The sequence below is a fragment of the Variovorax sp. 10L426 genome (assembly GCF_056395305.1).
This window is the reverse complement of record NZ_JBFTJF010000008.1, coordinates 239782-256195: the sequence shown is the minus strand read 5'-3', so window position 1 is coordinate 256195 and position 16414 is coordinate 239782. Positions and strand designations below refer to the sequence as shown.

Sequence of the window (16414 nt, the reverse complement as noted above, 5' to 3'; positions counted from 1 at the left end):
CCGCCCCGGCCCTTCGGGTGAGGCCCCAGAGAGGGCCCACTCGTCGTTGCCAATGCTCACTGGGGTCGCACCCCAGTTCCGCTTGGCGCCTAGATTGGGCCCTCTCTGGGGCCTCACGCGAGGGTGATTCATGTGTTAACAGGCCCTAGGCGTCCAGCACAAGTTGAGTCTGCGTCACGACCGCGCAGAGCTTGCCCTCCTGCGATCTGATCGTCGTTTGCCAGACCATCGTGGTGCGCCCGCGATGAAGCGCGACGGATTCGCCGACCACGGTCGTGTTCACCTTCGCGCCGCCGATGAACTTGGTGCTGGAGTCTGTCGTCGTGGTGCGCTTGCCTTGCGGCAGATTGACGATGGTTCCCACGGCGCCCAGGGTGTCGGCAAAGGCCATGTACGCGCCGCCATGCAGGATGCCGCCGGCCGTGCAGAGGTCCGGTCGCACTTCAAGCTCGGCGACGACGCGCTCGGGCTCCAGCGTCACGACGCGGACGCCCATCAGGCCGGGGAAGAGGGGATCGAGGATCTTCTGGATTTGCTCAAGGGAGGGCATGGAGGGCACGGAAGGCATTGGGGTCCTTTCTTTCTCTCTACTGGCCTGCGCCGAAGCGCGCAGCCGTGCGGGCGCGGGCGCGCGCCGCTTCGATCTCGCGGTCGCGTGGATCGGCGGTCGTCACCAGCGACGTGATGAGCGCGCGCGCCGCGGCCGTGACGTCTTCGACCGCGCGATCGAAGGCCGCTTCATTGGCCTTCGATGGATGGTTGAACTCGCTGAGCTTGCGGACGAACTGAAGCGATGCGGCGCGCATCTCCTCTTCCGTCGCGGGCGGCTCGAAGTTGAACAGGGTCTTGATGCTTCTGCACATCGTCATCACTCCTTGAGGGCAGCGCGCAGTTTGCTCAAGATCGGGCAGAAGCTCAAGCCGGCGGTATTCGTGACGTGCGCCGCTACTTCGCCGCCTCCACCTTCATCCGCGCATTCGGCGCCTCGCCGAACATCTCCGGCGCATAGAGCGCCTCGACACGGCTGGGCGGCAGCGCGAAGTCGCCGACATTGTTCAGCCGCACGGTGTATTCCATCTTCACCACGCCCTTGGGCAAGTACTCGTAGTAGCTGCGGAAGGCCTCGAAGCTGCGTTCCTCGAAAGCGGGCCAGCCGCGGCCGGAGCGCTTCTCGCCCTGCGTCGCGATCTGTGAATCGCGCCCCAGACCGCCGCCGAGGATCGTCGCGCCGCCGGGGATCGGATCGGTGATCGCCACCCACGTCATGTCAGCGCTTGCATTGACTTCGAGGCTCACGCGCAACACGTCGCCGCGCGTGTAGATGCCGGGCACTGCCTGCTCGATGGGGGTGACGGTCTTCTTGATCGCATAGCCCGCCGCGAATGGCGCCTTGAGTTCGACGGCGGCGATCGACTGCGCCGTCAACCACGGCTTGCCGGTGCCGCTCTGCGTCACGAGCAGTGTGTCGTGGGCTGCAGGCGAAGCAGGCGATGTGGGCCATGGCAGGAACATGCTGTTGTTGCGCAGGTTCCCCGGCGACGCCGGTGCGCCGAATGCCGTGGTCTGGTTGGGCGCGCCGCCGACATCGCCAGGCTTCACGCGTTCGACCTTGCTCCAGTCCACCTGTGCCTTGGCAGCGCCGAGGCTGGCGGCCGTGATGCCTGTGACAGGCGCGCTTTCGAATTGCTTCGAGAATTTCTCGAGCGCCAGGCCGCCCCACAGGTTGGCCGTGGTGGTGTGCCAGGCGCCGTTCTGCTGCCGGCCGATGAAGCCGTTGGCGAGCTTGGCAATGTCATCCTTCCATGCCGGGTCGTCCATCACCGTGAGCAGCAGGCGCGCCGTGTTGACATCGCCATTGACCATCAGCCACCACCAATAGTCGTCCTGTTCGGTGCTGAAGACCAGCCGCGTCCCTTGGTAGCCGAGGCGCGCCCTGAGGACGTTGTCGGCTTCCTCGATGCGTTGCTGGCGCCGTGGCACGTCCTGCACGCGCTTGAGGATGTTGAGCCAGTCGATCACGGCGCTGGTTGGCCACTGATTGGGCGCGATGGTGATGCTCCCGGTCATTCGGCCTTGGGCCTTTCCGTAACGCGAGAGCGCTTCGAGCGCGGCGACCTTGCGCACGTCGAGGTCCTTGCGGGGGCTCCAGAACTCGCGCTGGATGCGGCCTTCGACGAAAGCAATCAGGCCCTGTTCCATGGGGGCCCGCGCGGCGTCGGGCAGTGCGAAAGCCGGGTCGAGCGCTGCCGCTTCATGCGTCGCCGCCATCAGATAGGCCGTGAGGATGTCGCTGCCACGATTGGCTTCGCCGTCGCGCGGCGGGAAGTAGTTGGCGAGGCCGTCGCTGTCGAGATAGCTCGGCAACTGCCCGACGACCACCTGCCATGCCTTGACGTCGCGCAGGCCGATGGACTTGCTGGTCTTCTGCTCCAGGCAAGCGTAGGGATAGGCAGCGAACCAGTCGCGCACGCCGGTCAGGCCTTCGGCCAATCGAGGCTGCAGCGAGAGACGCAGGCCGCCGCGCCCGGGCAGGGCGTCGGCCGGCGGCGACACGTCGAGGGTGAAGGGTCCATCGACCTGCGCGAGCGTGGCCTGCTGCACCGTCAGCGGCACGGCGGGCACGATGCGTTGGCGCACCTTGAGCGCATCGCGCGCATCGCCCAGGGTGTCCCGGGCCTCGATTTCCCACAGGATGGCTTCGGCGCGTGTTTGCGCGAGCTGCGCCGGCGCCGTCACGGTCCACGCCACTTCGCGGGCTTCGCCGGCCGGGATGTCCACCGTCTGAGGCGCCAGCGTCAGCAGCGCGGCACGCGGCGTGGCCTCGACCTTCATGTCCTTGTGAGTCGTGTTGCGCAGCGTGATCTGCGCGCGGAACTGGTCGTCTTCGCGCACCAGCGGCGGCAGGCCGCTGATGACCTGCAGGTCTTGCGTCGACTGGATCGAGGTCTGGCCGGTGCCGAACAGCCCGGTACCGGCATCGGCGACGGCGACGATCCTGAAGGTGGTCAGCGCGTCGTTCAGCGGGACCGTGACCGTGGCCTGTCCGCTGGCGTCGAGCACGATCGCAGGTTTCCACAGCAGCAGGGTGTCGAGCAGTTCGCGGGTCGGACTCTTGCCCCCGCCGCCACCGGCCGGCACCGCCTTTCGGCCGTAGTGCCGCCGGCCGACGATTTCCATCTGCGCAGTGGAAGTGCTGACGCCCCAACTGCGCCGCTGGAGCATGGCTTCGAGCAGGTTCCAGCTGTCGTTGGGCATCAGTTCCAGCAGTGACTGGTCCACCGCCGCGAGCGCCACTTCGGCGCCGGCTGCAGGCTTGCCGTCGGGGAGCTTGCCGGTGATCGTGATTCGCGCCTGGCCGCGCACCGGGTAGCTGATCTTGTCGCTCGCCACCTTCACGTCGATCTGGTGGGCCAGGGTGCCGACGCGGATCTCGGCCAATCCGAGCCTGAATGCCGGCTTGCTGAGGTCCACCAGCGCCGTCGGCGCGACGTACTCCTTGCCCTCGTACCAGAAGGCCGTCCACCATTCGCGCGGCGCCCTGAAGCCCCAGGTGAAGAAGCTGTACCACGGCACCTCGCGCAGCCGCCCGCGCAGCGCGAGCACGCTGACGTAGACATTCGGTCCCCAGTCGGGCTTGATCTGCAGGCTGATCGTTGGATCCTGGCCGTTGAGCTGCACGACGTGCGTCTCGATCACGCCCTCGCGTTCGACGGACACCAGCGCCGTCGAAAAGCGGAAAGGGCTGCGCACCTGGAAGCGGGCGACGTCGCCGGGCTGGTAGCTCTTCTTTTCCGGGAGCACGTCGATGCGATCGTTGTCCGCGCCGCCGAACCAGAGTTCGCCCTGCCGCGTGACATAGACAGAACTGGCGGCACGACTGTCGCGGCCGTCCTTGTCGGTGGCGCTGGCGACGAGTTCGATCTCGCCCGATTCCTTGAGGTCGACTTCGCACAGGAGCAGGCCACGTGCATCGCTCTTGCCGCTGCACACGGTGCCGATGTCCTTGACGTCGGTCTTGTTGTCGTAGGTGTAGAAGCCGCCCACCATCCGCTTGCGGCTCGTCGTGGTGATGCGAGCCACGGCACGCACATTGAGCGTCACGCCCTCCTGCGGCTTGCCGGCGAGGTCGAGCGCGAGCGCCTGGAAACGCATCTTCTGCCGCGTCGAGACCCAGCCTTCGGTCTTGATGCCGGCGATGACGGCGGCGGGCCAGAGCGTCTGCGTGCTGCGCAAGGTCTGGACCTCGCCGTTGGGGTCGGAATAGGTGGCTTCGAGCAGCAGTTCGCGCGGCGTGGCCTTGTCGGCCGGAATCTTGTCGATGACGACCTTGCCGGCACCGTTGCGGTCAAGCGTGAGCGGCAGCTTGTCGGCGACGATGCGCGCGTCGTCCGCGGCCGAATCCTCTTCCCCGGTGTCGCTCGCCGCGGTGCGTTCCTTTCGGGGTGGGGAGAAGCTGAAGGCATCGAAGTCGGGGAACGAGAGGCTCTTGCCGCGCACCATCGCCGACACGCGCACCGGCAGATTGGCCGCGCCGCCGCCAGCCACGTAGTTGATCTGCACGTCGACGGGCACTGCGGTGGCGGCGACCAGCGGGTTCTTGTCGCTGGGCGCGATACGGCCTTCGAGCACCGGCAGGCGGAACTCCTCCACGCGGAACTGGCCGGTGCCGTAGCTGCGTTGGCCGTCACCGGCGCCGCTGCGCAGTTCGACCTGGTAGATGCCGAGCTTGGCGGCCGATGGGATGTCGAAGGTGTTCTCTGCGCTGCGGCCGCCGGTCGCGGTGTTGCGCCATTTGATCGGCTGGGTGAACTGCTGGCCGCTGCCGACATGCGTCACGACCAGGGTGTCGGGAAAGTCCGCGGGCAGCCCGAAGCCGTTGCGGGTCTGCGTGCGGATGAGGTGCTTCATCGACACCGTTTCGCCGGCACGCAGCAGCGTGCGGTCGAAGACGGTGTGGGCAATGCGGTCGGGCTCGGCTTCGAGGCTCGTCGGCACATTGAAACGCCAGGGCTCGATGCCGCGCTGCCAATCGGTCCAGGTGAAGGCGAGGTCTTCGACGCCCGTCGCATCCTTGGCGCGGGCGCTGACGAAGTAGGCGTCGGCGCTGTAGTCCTCGTCGCTTGAGCAACCGGGTGCATTGGACGAGATACCCGACAACTGCACGACGCCGTTCACGTCGGTCGTGCCCGTGGCCACTTCCTTGCCGTCGCAACTCGACACGCGAACACTGGCGTTCGCCACCACTTTGCCCTTGTCCAGCGTGGTCACCCAGGCCATCGAGTTCTCCCGGCCCAGCTTGAAGTGCACGGCGAGGTTGGTCGCCAGTGCAGTGGTGCGCACGTACATCGTGCGGCCGTTGCCGTAGCGTTCGTCGAGCAGCGCGTCTCCGAGTTTCTGCGATGCGATCTCCAATACGTGAAAGCCCGGCGTCAGCGGAATCCCGACCACCTCGAAAGGCCGAGGGTCCGTGCCCTCGGTCTTGGGCATGTCCAGCGACTTGACGCCGCTCTGTCCTGCGAGCAACGAGACCATGCGCGTCTGGATGTTGTCGCGATCGTCCTTGTCGATCACCTTCGGCAGCGCGCCCTTCACGTCCCGGGCCGCCTGCTTGCGAGAGACGGTGTAGTTGTCGTAGCGGCGCACCTTGCGGAACCACGCGATGATTTCCGCGTCGGTCTTCGGATTCATGTCGCTGACCTTGCCGGGCGTGAGTGCCTGGACCTGCAGCGCGGGCTCGACGCGCCGTACCGTCACCGGCATCAGCGCCACGCCATCCGGCTCGGCCAGGCGCTCGACCACACCGAAGGGCGATGCGGCGAACTTGGCGAGCGGCGGCATCGCGCCGGTCGAGACCTTCAGCGGAAAACTGTCGGGCGAAGCGAGCGCGCGGCCGGAGGCGTCCTGGAACGTCGGCGGCAGTTCGATGGTGAACTGCGTCTGCTCGGCGAAGGGCGCCGGGAAGCTCACCGATTCGACCACCGCGTCCTCGTCGTTCGCCACGTTGTCTTCGAACTTCGGCTTGAAGGTCTTGCCATCGCCCTTGAGCGCGATCTGTGCGGCCAGCTTGCGGGTCACCGATGCGTTGAACCGCAGTTCCATCGGCCGCAGCGGCAGGCACGCGGACTGCGCGTTCTCGCGCTCGCAACTGAACGAGACCGCAAAGGGTTCCCGCACCTCGAAGCTGAGACGTCGTTCAACGTTGTTGACCACGCCCGAAGGCGTGGCGACGCCCTTGCCGTAGACAAGCTGCACGCGGCTGCCGGCGGGCAGCGTTCGATTGCACTGCAGCGTCACGAAACGCTGGGGGGACTTTTCTGCGTCCTTGTCGCGGCCGAAAGACTTGAGCAGCGCGCTGCGCTGCGCACCATCGATCAGCTTGACCGGGATGCGTTCACCAATGCCGTCCGCTGCGCACCACACGTTGCCCTGAACGCTCTCGGGCATGGCGGGGCCGCTGAGTTCGAGCATGAACAACTGCTGCTCGTCGATCTTTCCGTAGCTCGGCTGCCAGTTGCGAATGAAAGGGCCGCCGCTGTTGAACTGGTAGCGCTCGGGCCCGGCCAGATCGGCACCAGCGGGCGACTTGAATCCAGCCACGCGCGTGACCGTGCAGCGCACGCCGGGGGGCAGATCGTTCTCGAAATCGAAGACCCATTGTTTGTCGCTGGTCCAGCGCCCCGTGCCTTTGGCGGCTTGCGCGTCGGTGCAACTGACCGCGAGCGGTGCCGGCGCCTTGGGGTCGCCGAAGTTGACGGCGGCCTGATCGAACTTGGCAACGACCTGGCGAATGCGCGCGATCTCGCCCTGCGGCGTGAGGCTGGTGACCTGCAAGGCGTGCGCACCCAGGGCGCACAGGGCCAGCGTCATGGTGGCCAGGCAGCGCGATGTCGTTCTTGTTTTCAACGGACTTCTCCTTCGGCACGAAGGGTAGCGCATGGGCGACGCGCGGCTCTGGCACGCAATGTGCCTCCACTATGATCGATCGGTATGAAATTGTTGTTCAGCCACCCCGCCGGCAACCAGAACGTTCGAGCCATGCTCGATGGCCTGGAAGCCGCCGATATGTTGGCTCGCTTTGCAACCACTTTCGCCGTTCGTTCGGACAGCCTCGCCCTCAAGCTGGTGCCCGAGAAGTTCGGTCGAGACCTCCTTCGGCGACGCTTCGATCTGCCCAATGAAAAGCTCCTCCTGCATCCGTGGCGCGAGTTCGCGCGGATGATGTGCAATCGATACGGCTGGGACTACTTGCGGCGCCATGAAGATGGGTTCGCGTCGATCGACGGGGTGCTCCGTGATTTCGATCGCTTCGTGGCGCGGGTGTTGCCGCGCGTGCACCGGCAGGAGCGCCTCGGCGCCGTCTACGCCTACGAGGACTCGGCGGTCGAAAGTTTCAAGGCGGCGAAGGCACTCGGCATTCATCGCGTCTATGACCTTCCGATCGCCTACTGGGAAGTCGGCCGTCGGCTGATGCAGGACGAAGCGCAGCGCCTTCCCGAGTGGGTCGATACGCTGGGCGGCGGCATGTCCGATTCCGAGGCCAAGGTGGGGCGCAAGGTCCAGGAACTCGAGCTTGCCGACCTGGTGGTCGTTCCAAGCCGCTTTGTCGCCGATTCATTGCCGGCATGGGCAGCGGACAAGACGCGGGTGGTGTCCCCTTTCGGCTCGCCGCTCTCGGCCCCCATCGAGCCGACCGAGACGGTCGACCCGTCGCGCCCGTTGCGTGTGCTCTTCGCGGGCTCGATGGGCCAACGCAAGGGACTCGCCGATTTGTTGCAGGCGATGCACCTGCTCGAGGGCGAGAACATCGAGCTGGTCGTGATGGGGACACCGCTCAGCGGCCACGACTTCTACCGCCGGCAGTACGCTGACTTCACCTATGAGCGTGGCCGACCGCACGCCGAAGTGCTGACGCTGATGCGAAGCTGCGACGTCTTCTGCCTGCCTTCGCTGTTCGAGGGACGTGCGCTCGTGATGCAGGAAGCCATGAGCCAGGGGTTGCCGCTGGTCATCACGCCCAACACGGGTGGTGAAGACCTGGTCATCGAGGGCAAGACCGGCTTCCTGGTGCCGATTCGTTCGCCGGAGAAAATCGCCGAGAAGCTCGCCTGGTTCAATCAGAACAGGCAAGAGCTTCCTGCCATGAAGGTGCAGGCGATGCAGCACGCCGCCACCTATACATGGCGCAACTACAGCGCCACCGTCATCGACGCGATCCGCAGGCTGGCGTAGGTATTCCCCCGACGAATTTTGGTCATCCAGTGAAACGCTACTGGGAAATCGACGCGCTGCGCGGGCTCATGCTCGTGTTGATGACAGTCACCCATTTGCCGACCCGCCTCACCGATCCGTTGGGGCAGCCCTTCGGTTTCGTCTCGGCCGCGGAAGGTTTTGTGTTGCTGTCGGCCTTTGTGTCGGGACTGGTCTACAGCCGCGTCAGCTACAACCAGGGCGTGAACTCCATGCGCCGGGCCTTCTGGCGGCGCGCGCTCAAGGTCTATCTGAGCCAGGCGGCAACGCTGCTGTTCCTGTTCACGATCATCACGGCAGTGGGGCTGCGCATCGACCAGCCGGCGGTCAAGAACCTGCTGTCGTTCTATCTCGCCAATCCGCACGAGGCCTTCGTCTATTCGCTGCTGCTCATCTACGAGCCGGCGCTCCTCGACATCCTGCCGATGTATATCTTCTTCATGCTGATGAGCCCGTGGGTGCTGGCCTTTGCATTGCGGCGCGGTTGGCTTGGCGTGATGACGGTGAGCGCGACGATCTGGGCGGTGGCGCAGTTCGGCTTGAGCGAATGGCTCTACGAATTCGCTGCTCGGCACCTGGGGCTGTCGGTGCCGTTTCACGAGACGGGCGCTTTCAACGCATTGGCGTGGCAATTCCTGTGGTTCGCCGGCTTGTGGATGGGCGCGAGCCGCAATGCACCCGGCGCCCGGCCTTTCCAATTTCCGAAGTGGGTGGTCGCGGTCGCCGCTGCGGTGGCGGTCTACGGCGTCTACTGGCGGCATCACGGCATCAACGGGCAGGCGCCATTCGGCGGTGACGCGGAACTCAACCTGCTGTTCGACAAATGGCAGCTCGGACCACTTCGGATCGTGAACCTCGTTGTGCTCGGCATTCTCACCATACGGTTCGGGCCGGCGTTCATGCGGCGCATGCCGCGGCTGCATTGGCTGGAGGCGATGGGGCGGGCTTCGCTGCCCGTGTTCTGCGCGCACCTGGTGGTGGTGCTGTTGGTGCTGGCCATCTACGGCGACAGCCAGACCGCACGCCCCTGGTGGGGCGATGCGCTGCTGTTGGCCGTGGTGTTCTGCGGGCTCTACGCTGTCGCGCGCATCAGCCAGTGGGGGGACGAACGGAAGAAGACGCCTGGCCGCTTAACGCAGCCCCTGGGCGACTGAAGGATCGGGCCGAGTCGCGGGATCCGGCAGGTGCGACTCGATCAACGACTGCCAGAGGCGATAGCCCTGGTCATTCATGTGCAGCTCGTCGGCGCGGAACAACTCGGCGCGCGGTCGGCCGTCTGCACCCAGCATGGGCGTGTACACGTCGATGAATTCGCTGTTGGGGAGCCTTCGGAGGTAGGCTGCGATCACGTCGTTGGTCTCGCGGATCTGCGGCATCAGCTTCTCGCGCGAAGGGCTCGGCTTGACCGAGATGAATGCGATGCGGGTGTCGGGCAGTTCGGCGCGCACGGTGTTCGCGAAGCGCGCGAAGCTTTCGAGTACCTGCATCGGCGTACGGCCTTCGGCGAGATCGTTGTCGCCGGCGTAGACCAGCACGAGCCTGGGCTTGTAGCGTACGACGAGTTCGCGGGCGAACAAGCTGGAATCTTCCATCGTCGAACCGCCGAAGCCGCGGTTGATCACGACCGGCTGCTGTCGGAAGTCCCGCGCGATGTCCGGCCACATGCGGATGGTGGAGCTGCCGACGAACAGCACGCCGCCGCTGGCGGGCGGATGTTCGCGGTCGGCTTTCGCGAAGGCGTCCAATTCGCTCTGCCAGCGGGCTTGGGCAGCAACGTAGGCGGGCGAGCGTGCGGTGGCGTCGTTGACCGAGGTGGTCTGCGCCTGCGATGCGAGCGCGGTCAGCAGCGCAAGCGAGAGAACGGCAAGGCGGGAAGCTTTCATCGACACCATGGAATCAAAACGTCCTTCGACTTGAATGCGTTGGCGAGTCGTGCCCACGCGTCGGCAAATGGTAACGGCTCGTCAGATCGCCTTCTGGATCAGCGGGCCCTTGAACAGGATCGGGCCGCTCGGGGGTTGCCCGGCCGGAACACCGCCCTTCGGTTCGAGCGAGATCGCCAGCGCCGGGACGCCTTGCACATCGGCCTCCGAAGCTGTCAGCCTGATCGTGGATTCGCTGCCGAGCACACCGAGCGAGCGTGGCGCACGGCCTGGGGGAAGCGCCCACAGCTGAAGCGACTTGTCCTCGCTCTCGCGAAAGTCGCCGAGGCGCTGGAGCACGAGTTGCCGGTTCTTCGGATCGAAGGTCACAAGCATGGACGCGGCAGCCTTGTCATCGGACAGCACGGCAACGTATTGCTCGCTCGGCGCATTGCGCAACTGCTGCTGGAGATTCAGGCCCACCACGATCGCCACCACGGCGGCGAACACCCCGGCCGCCGCGGCGCCGCGCCAGAGCGCGAGGCTGTTCAGCCAGCCGCCCTTCGCGGGGGCAGGCGGCGGAGGCGCTTGACGCTGGGCCGCAATCGCTTCCTGCTGCTTTTCTGCATCGATCAGGTTGCGGATGCGTGTCCAGACCGCCGGATCCGGCGTCACGGACGGTTGAAGCTCGGCCATGCTCGCGAGCCGGCCTTGCCAGGCCAGCGCGGCGGCACGCACAGGCGCCTGCTCGCGTGCCATGGCTTCGAAGCGTCGGCGGGCGCCACCCACCAGCGTGCCGAGCGCGTGGCTCGCCGCAAGCAGTTCGAGCAATTCGGGGTGGGCGGAGAGGTTCATGTGTCAGCCCTCACGCGAATTGCTTCATGCAGGCGCGGAGCTTTTCAAGCCCGCGCCGAATCCACGTCTTGACGGTGCCCAGCGGCAGCTTGAGCTGTTCGGCCAGTTCGCCGTGGCTCAGGTCGCGCAGGTAGGCCAGGCTCACGAGTTCGCGCTGCCGGCCTTCGAGCTGACGCAGGCATTGGTGCAGCGCCCATGCCTGCTCGCTCGCGTCGGCCGTGTCCATGGGGCTGGCGGCATCGGATTCGAAGGTCTCGGCCATCACCTCGTCGAACTCTTGCGTGGACTGGGCGCGGTCTGCCGTGCGACGGCGCAGCAGGTCCAGCGACCGGCTGCGCACGATGAGGCCCATCCATGCCATCGGCGGGCTGAGCGAGTTGCGGTAGTCGCCCGCCACGCGCCAGATCGTCAAGAACGTCTCCTGCAGGACATCTTCCGCCCATTCGCGTTGACGCACGATGCGCATCGCGAGGCCGAACAGCTTCGGCGAAGTGCGTTCGTACAGCTGGCGGAGGGCTGATTCGTCGCGCTGCCCGACCCGATCGATCAGTGCGATCAATTCGGCGTCGGGGCTGGGAGCACTCATGGGCGGATTGTGTGCCAACGGTGGGCATGCCGTGGGTACGGACCAGACGCCCGCTCGGATTCAGCGCGACGTCTTCGGGCTCAGAAGCTGTTGCGCCCGATGCCTTGATAGACGATGCCGGCTTCCTTCATCGTGCTCGGCTCGTACAGGTTGCGGCCGTCGAAGATCACCGGCGACTTCATCAGCGACTTGAGCCGCTCGAGGTTGGGGCTGCGATAGGCCTTCCACTCGGTGATGATGATCAGCGCGTCCGCACCGTCGAGGGCGCTCATCGGGTCCTTGGGCGAGCAGTAGCTGATCCGGTCGAGCAGCGAAGGCGCATCGGTGAAATCCAGCTGCAGCACACGCCGGGTCTCCTCGACCGCGATCGGGTCGTGCGCCACCACCTTGGCGCCCGCGCGCAGCAGCACGTCGATCACGACGCGGCTGGGTGCTTCGCGCATGTCATCGGTGTTCGGCTTGAAGGCCAGGCCCCACAGCGCGAAGGTCCGTCCGCTCAGGTCCTTGCCGAAGCGGGCGAGCACCTTGTTGGTGAGTGCGCGTTTCTGCTCGTTGTTGACGGCTTCCACCGCTTCGAGCACGCGCAGCGTCTGGCCGTTGCCGCGCGCGGTGCGCGCCAGCGCCTGGATGTCCTTGGGGAAGCAGCTTCCGCCGTAGCCCGTGCCGGCGTACAGAAAGCTGTAGCCGATGCGCGGGTCGGAGCCGATGCCCTGGCGCACCGCTTCGATGTCGGCGCCCACGCGATCGGCCAGATTGGCCAGCTCGTTCATGAAGCTGATGCGCGTGGCGAGCATCGCGTTGGCGGCGTACTTGGTGAACTCGGCGGAGCGTACGTCCATCACGCGCGTGCGTTCGTGGTTGCGGTTGAAGGGTGCATACAACTTGCGCATCCAGCCCAGCGCTTCGCGGCCGTGATCGTCGTCCGAATAGCCGATGACGATGCGGTCGGGCCGCATGAAATCCTCGACCGCCGCGCCTTCCTTCAGGAATTCGGGGTTGCTGACGACGGAGAAGCGCAGGTCGGAGCGTCCACGCTTGTCGAGTTCTTCCTGGATGACTGCCGTGACGCGGTCGGCCGTGCCCACGGGCACCGTCGACTTGTCGACCACGACCTTGAAGCTGTCCATGTACTTGCCGATGTTGCGGGCGGCGGCCAGCACATACTGCATGTCGGCGCTGCCATCTTCGTCAGGCGGCGTTCCGACGGCGATGAACTGGACGTCGCCATGCGCGACGGCGGCTTCGATGTCGGTGGAGAAGGAGATGCGCCTGGCCGCGACATTCGACTCGACCAGGTCGCCGAGGCCGGGTTCGTAGATCGGAATGCCGCCCGAGTTGAGCGTGGCGATCTTGCGTTCGTCCACGTCGAGACAGAAGACGTTGTTGCCGATGTCTGCAAGGCACGCGCCCGTGACGAGCCCGACGTAGCCGGTGCCGATGATCGTGATATTCATGAGGTCAGGTCGCGGTGGATTCCGCGAGGATCTTGTCGAAAAAGGCGATTGTCTGCTTCAGTCCTTCATCCAACTGGGTGCGGGGCGCCCAGCCGTCGAGTTCCTTTTGCGCCATCGAGATGTCGGGGCGACGCTGCTTGGGGTCGTCCGCGGGCAGCGGCATGCGCACCAGCTTGCTCTTCGAGCCCGTGAGTTCGATGACCTTGTTGGCCAGGTCGAGCATCGAGAACTCGCCCGGGTTGCCGATGTTGATCGGGCCGGGCACCTCGTCGCCGGTGTTCATCATGCGCAGCATCGCTTCGATCAGGTCGTCCACGTAGCAGAAGCTGCGCGTCTGCTGGCCGTCGCCGTAGATGGTGATGTCCTGACCACGGAGCGCCTGCACGATGAAGTTCGACACCACGCGGCCGTCGTTCAGGTGCATGCGCGGCCCGTAGGTGTTGAAGATGCGCACGACCTTGATGCGCAGCTTGTGCTGGCGGTGATAGTCGAAGAACAGCGTTTCGGCGCAGCGCTTGCCTTCGTCGTAGCAGCTGCGAAGGCCGATCGGGTTCACGCGGCCCCAATATTCTTCGACCTGCGGATGGATCTCGGGGTCGCCATAGACTTCGCTGGTGGAAGCCTGCAGGATCTTGGCGCGCACGCGCTTGGCCAGCCCGAGCATGTTGATGGCGCCGTGCACGCTGGTCTTGGTGGTCTGCACCGGATCGTGCTGGTAGTGGATCGGCGACGCCGGGCAGGCGAGGTTGAAGATCTCGTCCACTTCGACATAAAGAGGAAAGGTGACGTCGTGCCGCATCAGTTCGAAGCGCGGATGGTCCAGCAGGTGCTCGACGTTGCGCTTCGTGCCGGTGAAGAAGTTGTCGACGCACAGCACGTCATGCCCCTGTTCGAGGAGGCGGTCGCACAGGTGGCTGCCGAGAAAACCGGCGCCGCCGGTGACGAGCATTCGCTTGGAGGCGTTGTATTGACGCATGCGCGTGATCACTCCGTAAATGTCAATTCAGGGTCAATTCAGGGATTGCTGGGTGCGTTTTTCATACATCTTCGCGTCGACCAGCATGCGAAACCACAGTGCCTGGAAGAAAGCGAAGTAGAACCCCGTCCTGCCGTCCAGGAAGCCCAGGCGAAACACATAGCGGTAGACGAAGTAGCTGACCGAACGCAGGCCGGTGGGAAGCTTGTAATAGATTTCCTTGATGAAGCGCGTGCGTTCGCGCGCATCGCCTGTCAGCCGCGGCTGCAAGACGTTGTCGGACGCGGTGCTGGGGCCGAGCTTTTCCTTGGCTTCGGCATCGCTCCAGCGATTGTGGCTTGCGATCCAGTCGCTCAGCCGGGCGGAGTTCTTGTCGTGCATGAAGCCGTTCAGCCGGCCGGGCTTTGCGGGACTGATGAAGTGCTGGTCGTAGAGCCGCGATTCGCAGCGCCCGACACCCGAGCGAAAGAGCCGCAGGTGCCACGGATTGACGCCGCTGAAGCGCAGCATCTTGCCCATGAAATAGTCGCGCCGGCGGATCAGGTAGGCGTCGAACTCGGGCGTGTCGGCCAGAACCGCATTGATTTCGGCGACCGCCCGGTCATCGAGCACTTCATCGGCGTCGAGGTGGAGTTGCCAGCCGTAAGACGGCTCGATCTGCGAAATGGCCCAGTTGCGCTGGTCGCTGTAGTTCGAAAAAGGACGCTGCACGACGGTGCAGCCCAATTCGGCCAGGATCGCGGGCGTGCCGTCGGTCGAATGCGAGTCGACCGCGAACACGTGAGGACTCACCTTCTTTGCCTGCGACACGGTTTCCCGAATGATCGAGGCGGAATTGAAAGTCAGGATGACGACGACGCAGCTGGATGTTTCCATGGGATTGGGCGCTCGATGACGGGCTTCGGGCGGCGGCCTCCAGGAGCGCAAGCGCAAAGCATGCCAAACTTTAGCACTACAAATTTACAATTGGGAACACATCTGACGGCCGGCATGGGCCCGTCCAATGGCGTATTGCTCAGGAAAGCCGCGCGCGGTGCCGGGCGATCTGCTGGCGCACCTGCGCCGGTGCCGTGCCGCCGAGGATGTTGCGCGCCGTCAACGAGCCGCGCAAGCTGAGCGCGCCGTAAACGTCTTTTTCGATCGTCGGATTGAAGCCCTGGAGCACAGTCAGCGGGAGTTCCGACAGGTCCACCTTGTGCGAAATCGCCGCCTTGACCGCGTGCGCCACGGTCTCATGGGCGTCGCGGAAAGGCAGGCCCTTCTTGACCAGGTAGTCGGCCAGGTCGGTGGCAGTGGCATAGCCTCGCAGGGCCGCGACTTCCATGGCTTCGGGCTTCACCGTGATGCCGCCGACCATTTCCGAGAAGATGCGCAGCGTGTCCTTGAGCGTGTCGACGGTGTCGAACAGGGGCTCCTTGTCTTCCTGGTTGTCCTTGTTGTAGGCCAGCGGCTGGCCTTTCATGAGGGTGATCAGCCCCATCAGGTGACCAACCACCCGGCCGGTCTTGCCGCGCGCCAGTTCAGGCACGTCCGGATTTTTCTTCTGCGGCATGATCGAGCTGCCCGTGCAGAAGCGGTCGGCGATGTCGATGAAACCGAAGGATTGGCTCATCCACAACACGAGTTCTTCGCTCAGCCGGCTGATGTGAACCATGGCGAGCGAGGCGGCCGCGGCGAATTCGATCGCGAAATCGCGGTCGCTCACGGCGTCGAGGCTGTTCTGGCAGACGCCGTCCATGCCGAGCGCCGTGGCCACGGCCTCGCGGTCCAGCGGATAGCTGGTGCCTGCGAGGGCGGCTGCACCGAGCGGCAGGCGATTGACGCGCTTGCGGACGTCCGCCATGCGCTCGGCGTCGCGCGAGAACATCTCCACGTAGGCCAGCATGTGGTGGCCGAAGCTCACCGGCTGCGCCACCTGCAGATGGGTAAAGCCCGGCATGATCACTTCGACATTCTTCTCGGCGATGTCGAGCAGCGACTTCTGAAGGTCGACCAGGAGTCCGCCGATCAGGTCGATCTCGCCACGCAGCCAGAGCCTGACGTCCGTCGCCACCTGGTCGTTGCGGCTGCGGCCGGTGTGGAGCCGCTTGCCGGCGTCGCCTACCAATTGTGTGAGGCGGGCCTCGATGTTCAGGTGCACGTCTTCGAGGTCGAGCTTCCATTCGAAGCTTCCAGATTCGATTTCGTTGCGAATCTGCATCATCCCGCGTTCGATTGCGGCATGGTCCTGCGCGGCGATGATGCCCTGTGCTGCCAACATCGCCGCATGCGCCAGCGAACCCTCAATGTCAGCCTGCCACAGCCGCTTGTCGAAGAAGACACTCGATGTATAGCGTTTGACCAGGTCGCTCATCGGTTCGGAGAACAGGGCGGACCAGGCTTCGGATTTCTTGTCGAGTTGGTTTTGGGTCATGGGAAACGATCGGGAGGCAAT

General features: G+C 65.1%; 12 protein-coding genes. 2 read left to right on the top strand and 10 right to left on the bottom strand.

Going from position 1 to position 16414, the window contains the following annotated elements; all coding sequences use genetic code 11:
• Positions 1 to 145: 145 nt before the first annotated feature.
• The 3 genes from AC1DHL_RS14435 to AC1DHL_RS14425 form a co-directional block, all read right to left on the bottom strand.
• Positions 146 to 568, bottom strand: coding sequence for a PaaI family thioesterase (locus tag AC1DHL_RS14435; protein ID WP_478162372.1), 423 nt, complete (start codon positions 566 to 568; stop codon positions 146 to 148).
• A 19-nt stretch (positions 569 to 587) separates the two neighbouring features.
• Positions 588 to 863 carry a DUF2277 domain-containing protein gene (locus tag AC1DHL_RS14430; protein WP_478162371.1) on the bottom strand — a complete coding sequence of 92 codons (276 nt, stop codon included), beginning with the start codon at positions 861 to 863 and terminating at the stop codon, positions 588 to 590.
• An 82-nt stretch (positions 864 to 945) separates the two neighbouring features.
• On the bottom strand, positions 946 to 6867 hold the full coding sequence (locus AC1DHL_RS14425) for an alpha-2-macroglobulin family protein (protein WP_478162378.1): 5922 nt from the start codon (positions 6865 to 6867) through the stop codon (positions 946 to 948).
• A gap of 120 nt (positions 6868 to 6987) precedes the next feature.
• Between AC1DHL_RS14425 and AC1DHL_RS14420 the strand changes: the two genes are divergently transcribed.
• Complete coding sequence (locus AC1DHL_RS14420; protein ID WP_478162370.1) at positions 6988 to 8229, top strand: glycosyltransferase family 4 protein; 1242 nt, start codon at positions 6988 to 6990, stop codon at positions 8227 to 8229.
• A 29-nt stretch (positions 8230 to 8258) separates the two neighbouring features.
• Complete coding sequence (opgC, locus tag AC1DHL_RS14415) at positions 8259 to 9401, top strand: OpgC domain-containing protein (protein ID WP_478162369.1); 1143 nt, start codon at positions 8259 to 8261, stop codon at positions 9399 to 9401.
• On the opposite strand, the gene AC1DHL_RS14410 is transcribed toward opgC, so the two are convergent.
• The 7 genes from AC1DHL_RS14410 to argH all read right to left on the bottom strand — a co-directional run bounded on the left by AC1DHL_RS14410 (position 9378) and on the right by argH (position 16393).
• On the bottom strand, positions 9378 to 10139 hold the full coding sequence (locus AC1DHL_RS14410) for an SGNH/GDSL hydrolase family protein (RefSeq protein WP_478100725.1): 762 nt from the start codon (positions 10137 to 10139) through the stop codon (positions 9378 to 9380). The two genes, opgC and AC1DHL_RS14410, sit on opposite strands and share 24 nt — an antisense overlap.
• Before the next feature lie 72 nt (positions 10140 to 10211).
• Entirely contained in the window at positions 10212 to 10964 is a 753-nt protein-coding gene (locus AC1DHL_RS14405; protein WP_478162368.1) for an anti-sigma factor, read from the bottom strand.
• A 10-nt stretch (positions 10965 to 10974) separates the two neighbouring features.
• Entirely contained in the window at positions 10975 to 11550 is a 576-nt protein-coding gene (locus AC1DHL_RS14400) for an RNA polymerase sigma factor (RefSeq protein ID WP_478162367.1), read from the bottom strand.
• Positions 11551 to 11630: 80 nt separating this feature from the next.
• Positions 11631 to 13004, bottom strand: coding sequence for a UDP-glucose dehydrogenase family protein (locus tag AC1DHL_RS14395; protein WP_478162366.1), 1374 nt, complete (start codon positions 13002 to 13004; stop codon positions 11631 to 11633).
• Between the two features lie 4 nt (positions 13005 to 13008).
• On the bottom strand, positions 13009 to 13980 hold the full coding sequence (locus AC1DHL_RS14390; RefSeq protein ID WP_478100717.1) for a UDP-glucuronic acid decarboxylase family protein: 972 nt from the start codon (positions 13978 to 13980) through the stop codon (positions 13009 to 13011).
• 33 nt (positions 13981 to 14013) lie between these two features.
• Complete coding sequence (locus AC1DHL_RS14385) at positions 14014 to 14856, bottom strand: glycosyltransferase family 2 protein (RefSeq protein ID WP_478162365.1); 843 nt, start codon at positions 14854 to 14856, stop codon at positions 14014 to 14016.
• Positions 14857 to 14995: 139 nt separating this feature from the next.
• Positions 14996 to 16393 carry an argininosuccinate lyase gene (gene argH / locus AC1DHL_RS14380; protein WP_478162364.1) on the bottom strand — a complete coding sequence of 466 codons (1398 nt, stop codon included), beginning with the start codon at positions 16391 to 16393 and terminating at the stop codon, positions 14996 to 14998.
• Positions 16394 to 16414: the final 21 nt, after the last annotated feature.